This is a genomic window from Bradyrhizobium sp. P2_E8, from assembly GCF_056403875.1.
In genome coordinates this window covers 1-8,914 of the sequence record NZ_JBFUES010000217.1, presented here as the reverse complement: position 1 = coordinate 8,914, position 8,914 = coordinate 1, and the positions used below count along the sequence as shown (strand labels likewise).

General features: G+C 61.3%; 4 protein-coding genes and 1 pseudogene. All 5 read right to left on the bottom strand.

Features of this window, described 5'->3' with window-relative positions; translation table 11 throughout:
- Positions 1-922 precede the first annotated feature (922 nt).
- Positions 923-4,252, bottom strand: coding sequence for an adenylate/guanylate cyclase domain-containing protein (locus AC1D00_RS14585; protein WP_135178244.1), 3,330 nt, complete (start codon positions 4,250-4,252; stop codon positions 923-925).
- A gap of 36 nt (positions 4,253-4,288) precedes the next feature.
- Positions 4,289-5,731 carry an FAD-binding oxidoreductase gene (locus tag AC1D00_RS14580; RefSeq protein ID WP_135178243.1) on the bottom strand — a complete coding sequence of 481 codons (1,443 nt, stop codon included), beginning with the start codon at positions 5,729-5,731 and terminating at the stop codon, positions 4,289-4,291.
- A 531-nt stretch (positions 5,732-6,262) separates the two neighbouring features.
- The gene (locus tag AC1D00_RS14575) at positions 6,263-6,565 is read right to left on the bottom strand and encodes a hypothetical protein (RefSeq protein WP_477011147.1); all 303 of its coding nucleotides are present in this window, start codon (positions 6,563-6,565) and stop codon (positions 6,263-6,265) included.
- A gap of 941 nt (positions 6,566-7,506) precedes the next feature.
- Positions 7,507-7,689, bottom strand: a complete 183-nt coding sequence (locus tag AC1D00_RS14570) for a hypothetical protein (protein ID WP_135178241.1) — start codon at positions 7,687-7,689, stop codon at positions 7,507-7,509.
- Between the two features lie 349 nt (positions 7,690-8,038).
- Positions 8,039-8,914: pseudogene (locus AC1D00_RS14565) on the bottom strand (AAA family ATPase); the annotation flags it as partial.

The window sequence follows — 8,914 nt, the reverse complement described above, 5'->3', positions numbered from 1 at the left end:
GACTCATGGATGGCAATATCTCTCCCTGCACCTAGGAGGTTCCCCGCATTCCGATCGTGAGCCAACGTGTCGTAAAAATCCCATGTGGGAGACGATTGAAAAGAGCTTACATGGATCGCGTGTGCGAGCAACATGATTCAGTGAATCGAGCATCATCAAGCGTTACGGTCGCGACAATGATCATGATGCTCGTGATGCTCGTGGTGATCGTGACGATGAGGAGACTTCCTTTGATTGTTGTGATCGTGATCCGGATAGGAGCCGATTTGGTGGTCGTTAGATTTTGCCGGCGTTTGTGATGATTAGCCTCGTTGCCGAATTGATGATGCACCAATAGGCGATGTTTCTCTGGTACGCCGTGGGTCAGTTGCCGACCTAATTGCAAAATCGTGCATGCAGCAGCTAAGAACTTAGGAGCGGGCCAACCGCCCTTTCTCATGGGTCCCTCTGGCATCTGGATGGCCCGCGGGTAATTCGCACCTCGCGAACGCGGTAGCTGAAGGCATTGAAAAGTTAGGTTGACAAGGTTGACACGGTTGACAGTCAGGTTGACAGGGCAGGTCGCAAAGCTTGCGTGAGGCGTTCTCAGGGCTGGCCTCACTGGATCAGACGCAAAAAAAGCTCACAAATAGAACAAAGCCCACTTTGCTCAGAGTGGGCGGCCTTCGCTGGGGATTGGGCGGGGACCATTCTCACCCCGGGATTTCTTCAAGGCCATGTGTCTAGAGCGGCCCGACAGTCTTTGCAGCGACCGGCAAACCAGCCGGGGAGAACAAGCAAGAGATCAATCACTTGCAAACTCACAGGTGTGTATTCTTCAACCCTAGCGGTTCAACCCCAAAGTCAGCCTGCGAGATGCTCTGTCTTGTCCGGTCGTCGGCTGCGACCTAACCCAGATCGAGTGGTTAATGCGTCAACTTGGTCACAAGTCTGCCAGCAACTTGCGAGCTTCCACGAGATCGCGTGTTTCCAAGCCTTCGCTGAACCAGCTGTAGATCGGCACAAGAGCGTCGCGCGCCTCTCGCCGCATGCCGCGTGCCGCTTGAAGTCTGGCGCGCGCAACGCTTGCGCGAAGCTCGGGCAGCCTTGCTCCCTGGGCAGCGGCAATTTCAATCGCAGCCTCGAACTCCGCGTCCGCTTGATTTTCGGCCTCCGCCCCGGCTGCGAGCAAGAGCAGTTCACCGCGCTCCCGGTGAAGTTCGACGGCGCACCAGCTCTCGAGACTTGCGTCCGCAAGTGCGACCGCTTCGTCGATGACCCGAAGCCCGGCCATGGCGTTTCCAGCCTTGCGACGAAGCGCGGCGAGCAAGCCGAGATGGTGCGGAATACGTAGCCCCGCACTTGTACGCCGGAAATCCTCAAGCCCCGCATCAAAGTCCGCAAGACCGTCGTCAAGCCGGCCGGATTCTGCAATCGCCCAGGCGCGAACGAGGCTGGCCCATGCGCCATAGTAGTTGAAGCCGTACTTGGCGCAGATGTCGCGTGACTCGACAGCGGCTCGCAGTGCGGCATTTGGCTCCCGCTGGAATTGATGGAGCATCGCCAGATAGTTGAGCGCGAGCGCGATGCTGAATGGATGTGAAATCTCACGCGCCACGGCGAGCCCTTCCTCAGCAATCCTGAGGCCACGAACGGGATAGCCGAGATGCCAGTCGCAATGGCTCATATAGGCACGGCAGAATACGCTCATATTAATTCCGTAAACCTCGGAATAATAGCGGCCGCGGTATTCGCCGGCTTGTGCGCTTCTCTCGAGCCGATCGCGCGAGAATTGAAACTGGCCAAGGTGGAACGAGAGCACTCCCGCAAGATGATCGGCTTCGGCCTGACGCACGGGATCACCGCTTCGTTTGGCCAGCAACTCCGTCTCCTCCACGAGGCTTGTGACCTCGCGCAGATTGGCGCGCACGTGATAGACGTGGCCGAGCCCCTTCAACGCGGCGGAGAGATCAGCCTCGCTCTGCAGCTCGCGGCTGAGTTCCTGCGCGCGCTGGAACGCCGCTTCCGCCTCGCGCGACGCAAATCCCTTCGTTGCAATCAACGGGCCGCCAAGCCCAAGCTGCAGGTCGAGCTCGAAGCGCGAGCGTGATGCGCCGAGGGGAAGTGTTCGGGCGCACTCGAGCCCTGATCTCAAATGGGCAATTGCCTCCATATTCGCCGATCGAGCGGCTGCTAGGCGACCGGCCCTCAGCCAGTATGGAATGGCCTTCTCTGCCAATCCGGCCTCGCCGAAGTGACGGGCGACGAGCTCCGGCTGCGCTTCGATAAGTTGCGGAAACAGCGCTTCGATCGACGTGGCAATCCGCGCGTGCAATTCCTGGCGGCGCCGTTTGAGCAGGCTTTCATAGGCGGCGTCGCGCACCAGGGCGTGCTTGAAGACATAGGTAGCGGCAGGCGCGAGGCCCCGCCGGAAAACGAGCTCTGCGGCCACCAGGCGGTCCAGCGCCGCGGCGAGCTCCACCTCTGGCATCGACACGACTGCAGCAAGCAATTCGTGATCGAACTCGCGGCCGATGCAGGCTCCGATTTGGGCGACCTCCTTGACGGGAGCAAGACGGTCAAGCCGCGCCATCAACGAATCGTGCAGCGTCGCTGGAATCGCCAAGGACGGGAATGCCCCGGCGAGCACGTAACGAGCGCCGTTGTAGCGGAGAATCCCGGCTTCAAGAACGGCCTTCGTGAGCTCCTCGGTGAAAAGCGGCACACCCTCGGTCCGCTCCAGTATCCGATCGAGAACCTCGGCGGGAAGCGCTTTACCTTCGGTGATCCGGTCGACGAGCACGACCACCTGCGCCTGTGGCAGGCGGTTCAGCATGAGCAACGTGACGTGCGGAAACCCGGTCCATGGCGGCAGGAGCTCCGGGCGGAATGTGGCGACGACCAGCACTGGCAAGTCCTGGAGACGATCCACGATCTGGTCGAACAGCTCGCGCGAGGTCGGATCGAGCCAGTGCGCGTCTTCAAGCACCATCAGAACCGGGCCACAAGCGGCAAGTCGATTGAGCCGGGCCAGGAATGTGCGGAACAGGAGCGCCTTCCTTTGCTGCGGCGACATCTCTGGCTGGGTGCTCGCTCTCTCAGTTGGAATGCCAAGCAGATCGGCAAGAGGCTGGATTGCATCGCTAGACAGCCCTTCGCCGTTTTCGCCAAGGAGTAATTCGAGGCGCTTGAGCCGTGCTTCCGCGGCATCCTCAGGTGCGAACCGCGCCTCGCGCTCGAGCTGCGAGATGAAGGGAAAGAGCGGGCTGTTCAGGTGATGCGGCGAACAGGCATAGCTGACGAGCGCGATTTGTTCGGTCTGTAGCCGCTCGCGCAGTGCGAGCACCAATCGTGATTTTCCAATTCCCGGCTCGCCAAAAAGCAAGACGACCTGTCCAGCCCCTCCTTCTGCAAGCCGCCACCGTGACAGCATCAGATCGAGTTCCTCGCCGCGCCCGACGAGTGGCGTGACGTGGGTGCCGTGCAGGGCCTCGAACCTGCTCTCTGCCCTGCCTTCGCCGATGACCCGCCACGCTTGGACCGGCTCGACAAAGCCCTTGAGCTGAAGGGAACCGAGCTCAACAAATTCGAAGAGATCGCCGACCAGGCGGCGCGTGCTGTCGGCGATAACGACCGTACCGGGCTCCGCAACCTGTTGCAGACGGGCAGCGAGATTGGGTGTCTCCCCGGTGACCGTTTCCTCCTGCGCAACACCTTCCCCGAGCAGATCGCCCACCACGACAAGCCCGGTGGCGATGCCGATACGTGCCGCCAGCAGGCCCCCTGCGCCTGACGACAGGCCGCTGACCGCTGTTGCGACGGCAAGTCCCGCCCTCACGGCTTGCTCCGCCGCATCTTCGCTTGCGCGCGGCCAGCCAAAATAGGCCTGCACCCCGTCTCCCAGAAACTTCGCGACGTGGCCCTCCAGTCGCGCAATCTCTCCCGCTACCGTATTCGAGTAGGCCCGCATGACCTCGCGCAGTTCCTCGGGATCGAGACGGCGGCTGAGGTCGGTGGATCCGACGAGGTCGACGAACATGAGCGTGAGCTGACGTCGCTCGACCGACGCAGGGGTCCGCGCCGCCGCCAGGTCCGCTGGCAGCAGGCCGATTGCATCGAGAATCTTCCGCCGATGGCCTACGGCCTGGACTCCAATCTCCTTGAGATCTTCAACCGTCAGATGGGACAGGATCTCAAGGTCAATTCCGTTGTCGCGGAACGTCTGCTCATAGGACTGCAAGCCCAGGGTGCGCAGCCATTCTCCGATGTCCAACTTCGTCTCCGTTGGCCCCTCAACTACGGTTTCTTGTCAGGCAGCCGGTCGCTGTGCGGCGGACGGCCTGACGTTCTGGTTTAACCGGAACAGGTTACCGGGATCGTACTTGGCCTTCAGCGCCGCGAGACGAGCATAGTTCGGGCCGTAGGCGCCCGCCACGCGATCGGTCTCGTCCTCCGGCATGAAGTTGACGTAAACGCCGCCGGTTGCGTGGGATGCGGTCTCAGCAAAGAGCTGACGCGCCCAGCTGATCGAACGTTGCTCATCCGCCGGGTCGCGCCATCGTGTGTGAACGTTCATGACGAACTTCGCATCGCGGTGGGGGAACACCGTGGCGTCGATGGCTACGCGGCTGGTGGCACCGCCGAGCTGACCGATGAAAATCTCGCACTCCCCGGTCGGCAAGCTTGTCGTCTGACTTACCAGCGTGTCGAGGAGCCCGTCCTTCAGCTCAACGAAATTGTGCGACTTCCAGTAATTATAGGCGCCGGGCGTGAGCAGTGGGTCAAACGCAGTCTGCCACGTCGCGAAGGGCTGCATGCCGATCACGTCCGCGATCGGCTCTCCGAGCGCGCGCAACGGCTCCAACGCACGCTTGCCCTCGTTCTCATCTCCCGCATAACAGACGGCGAACGCGACGATCTCCTTGCCGTGAACCTCGGCAGGCAAGAACGGCAGCGGCGGCGCCTGCCTGAGCACCACCCACACGGTCAACTCATCGGGCGCCTTGGCGGCGACGTCACGATAGCCCGCGAGCAGCTCCTTCGCCCGGGCAAAGGGATGGATGATAAGCCCGGCCAGAACCATTGGGCCAACAGGGTGCAGGCGGAACTCAAACGAGCTCACCACCCCGAAATTGGCTCCGCCTCCGCGCAGCGCCCAGAACAGGTCGGTATTCTCGGCGATGCTTGCCCGGACGAGCTCACCTTCGGCCGTCACCACGTCGGCCGAGATCAGATTGTCGGCGGCAAGCCCGAACTTGCGGCTAAGCCACCCGAAGCCGCCGCCCAGCGTCAATCCCGCAACGCCGGTCGTCGAGTTGATCCCGAGCGGGGTAGCAAGGCGGAAAGCTTGCGCCTCCTTGTCGAAGTCGCCAAGCGTTGCCCCCGGGTCCACGCGCGCCGTGCGGTGAAATGCATCAACCCGGACGGAACGCATGAGCGAGAGATCGATCAAGAGCCCGCCGTCACAAACAGCATTGCCCGCGATATTGTGGCCGCCGCCGCGCACCGCGACCAAGAGGCCGTACTCTCGCGCAAACCGTACGGCACGAATGATGTCTGCGGCCCCTTTGCAGCGCACGACCGCGCCTGGGCGGCGATCGATCATCGCATTCCAGATCGTACGTGCTTCATCGTAGCCCGGCTCCTCGGCCAGACAGACGTTACCCCGCAAGGTTTGGCGAAAGGCCTCAATTGCATCGCTTTCAAGCGTAATCGCCTCGCCCTGCAGCGAGGCCAGCCGGATCTGCGTCATGGCATCTCCTCCGTTACTAGCGGTAGTATTTCGGCAGTCAGTTCTCACTTGGACGGATCAGCGGAAAGGACGACCACGCCCACGGCTGTTGCAACCGACGTGGCGCAGAATCACCCCGCTGCAAGCCCGTTCGACATTGCGAACGGCAGATATCCGCCTAGAGGTTAGTCCTCCGGCAAAACGAATGGTTCAGCGACAGAATGTCTCGCGGATGAGGAGCACCTACAAGCCCAGCGGGTCGGCTTTCCGTCACCTGCAAACGAAACCAAGAAAATCCGGTCCACCAAGGGAACTTCGGGGGTGGAGGAAAGGATGGAGGTCGAAGCCGACTCGTCGGCCGATGTCCGCTTTGCCGCCCATAGCTGCCACTTCTCGCAAGTCGGTTACTGGCCTGGCGCGGACCTTTGCATGTGTCCTGACCAGGTCTTCTTTCGCAGATAGAGCGGACAGTAATCAGCGGACAACCGTCGGCCAWYGGCCSGCTTATGCCRTAACATCTGATGTGCGAACGGTAGCAGCCTTCAGATCAGGTCATTCATTGCCTTCAGCCTGAACCGGCGGTTTCTGCGGGCTCTGAATTCTCTCKCTCAGCGASGTCAGTGCAATCTTCAGCTCGTCAGGGRTAGATGCGAGATCCTTAAAGTCATCGAAGGCTTGCGCGACGCGCTCGTTCGCTGATTTCTCGAACGGTTCGAAGCCTTCAGAGATGCGCGCTCCCGCGCCAAGAACGCTGGAGGCGGCCRTTGACCCAAGCAGGAGGAGTGCAGTCCCGACGATGCCGAGTTTGCGGATGCGGGGGATCGGCGGCGGCTCCACGAGGCGGTCGTTGATCATGGTCGTTACCTCACGGCGTACTGCGCCGCCATCATGCCGCTCGTGGCGCACAAACGGTAGGTCGGACGSGTACCATTAAGAGGTACTCAAGCAGGGGCGCTYTCTAACGTAAGAGATCGTATTCGAGCTGAGGTGGTCATTTCGGGGCGACCATAATCGGTGGCGGCTCAGCCGCGCTCAAATGTATTCCCATTGCAGCTTGTTCTTCGGAAAGCCGCTTTTCGAGGTATTGCCGTTCAATCTCRCTCAACTTGGTCTTGAGCAAGCGCCGATAYCGATCGATGTTGTTTTTATGGGTCCGTAGACGAGCAATTCTTTCTTCGGTCATCGTCCATCTCCCGACGGGCGTGGTCRMAATTAYCTTCYGCAAAAATGAAGGGGYTAACCCCACCTCGAATARTGGCAGCYCMAGCAGTCCGGTCAAGATGAGAAYGCRCTAGTCGCCCAAAGGCAGAGTTTTGCCATAACATCGGATGTGCGATCGCAGCCACTCAGCTGCCGCCGCACCAAGTCATCACCCTTCGGCCGGCGYCCTCCCGAGGCKAGGTCAGCGGTTCGACGTGCCCCCTCCGCCACGCGCTCAATCGGCAGTCACTGCTCGCGCGTTAACGATCTCTTAACCATGGCGGCCTGGCCTTTGGTTATCAGCGCACACTGTCCGGTTCGTTCCCAAGGAGGACGGCCGATGCCCATTGAGACCTGACATATGTCGCACTTGCTGCCCGCCTGAAAATCTCGCCAGTGGCCGCTCGTCGCTTGCCAAGCGGCGCCAGTTGCCGCGCTCACTTTCGGATAATGGCAACGCATTGGTGTGCGTTGATCTCGCTGAAATGCCGCATACGCCACGGCAACTAGGCAGTCGCCAGGCCGGAGACGCACTGCCAACAAAGATAGTGATGCTGCAGGCGGAGATCGCGCGGCTCGAGGGCGACGGCAACTGCTCATCGGGCAGATTTCGAGCCCGAGCCGCCGCCATTGATGCCGATGTAGAGGCCGCTCCAGTCGTAGATCGGAGCGACCACCGGAGGCGGCGCCTTGGTGTAGGGCCGTGCCGCCAGATCAGCGGCTGAGGCAGGAATGGCGAGTGCGATGAGAGCAACCGTGCTCAGCAAGATTTTCTTCATCGTGTGTCGACTCAGGTTTCAAATCCCTTGCGCCCCAGCTACAACCTACCATTGTTCTCCGCAGCGTCTGTCACCCGCGCGCTACATCTCCGGAGAAACTGAAGTGCGACAACCTGACATTGTTTCCGCGGTCACCGGCTTGTTGCACAGCGGTCGCCTATTGGCCCGAAGCTGCCCCGGCTGAGCGCGGAGCAATGGTCCGCTTTCAAGGCGAGAGTTGCTGGCCTAACTTCGATCGTCCGCCTGTGACCCTGAGCCGCCATTCACAGGCGGCACGCCACTGCTTAAAACCGACGAGATTCCGGTCGAGATCGAATCGGCTAAGCGCTTGTTAGTGTATGCAGCATCACTACTGGTATTTGGGATCCGTCGTCGGCTCGGAGCGAGCGGTGATCTCTCGAAGTATTGCCCTGGCAGCCTGTAGATCCGGTGTCGCAAAGCCCTCGGTGAACTGGCTATAGACTGGCGTGAGCAGGTCTCGTGCCTCGGCACACCGATCCTGTTCTCTCCACAATCGTGCAAGGCGTGTCGCTGCGCGCAACTCCCAGAGCTTGGCGCCCTGCTGGCGCGCGGTTGCCGCCGCATGGCCGAACCGTGCTTCCGCGCCGCTCGCATCGGCATTAGGCAGCCGTAGCATCAGCTCGCCCGTCATCCGGTGCAGCTCGGCCTCGAACCATCGCTCGCCGGTTTCTTCCACTCGGTGCAGCGCTTCGGTAACAAGATCCAAGCCCTCGTTCACTGCACCCGACCGGACGTGGATCTCAGCAAACAGACTTCGGAAATAAGGCACCAGGAAGCCCGCTCCGGTGGCCTGCCACATCGAAAGCCCGTCTCGGATCTGCGCGATACCGGCCCGAAGATCCCCGGCCTCGCCCAGCGTCCAACCGCGAATGATGATGCCGGCTCCGAGGAAGTGTGGGGAGTCCTGCTCGGCTGCCAGCGCGATCAGCGCATTCGCCCGATCGCCGGCCTCGTCGTGATTCTGGCGAAGCTGCGACAGGATGCAGCCGTACAGGAGGGCATAGCCGAGGGTGTTGCGGTGGGACAACTCCTTCGCGCCGCTCAATGCCTCTTCGCTCCTCGCCTGGGCCTGCTCAGGGTAGCCGAGGGCGAACAGTCCCCAGGATAGAACGGAAAGCCCCGCCACACTGGGATCCTGCGCGAACAGGAAGGCAAGCGACCCATGGGCGGTCGGATCGTAGAGGGCGAGCGTCCGCTCCAAATG

Bases quoted from the DNA above. Each gene is read 5' to 3' on its own strand.
- AC1D00_RS14580 (WP_135178243.1), bottom strand. From the start codon at position 5,731: ATGACGCAGATCCGGCTGGCCTCGCTGCAGGGCGAGGCGATTACGCTT.
- AC1D00_RS14570 (WP_135178241.1), bottom strand. From the start codon at position 7,689: ATGAAGAAAATCTTGCTGAGCACGGTTGCTCTCATCGCACTCGCCATT.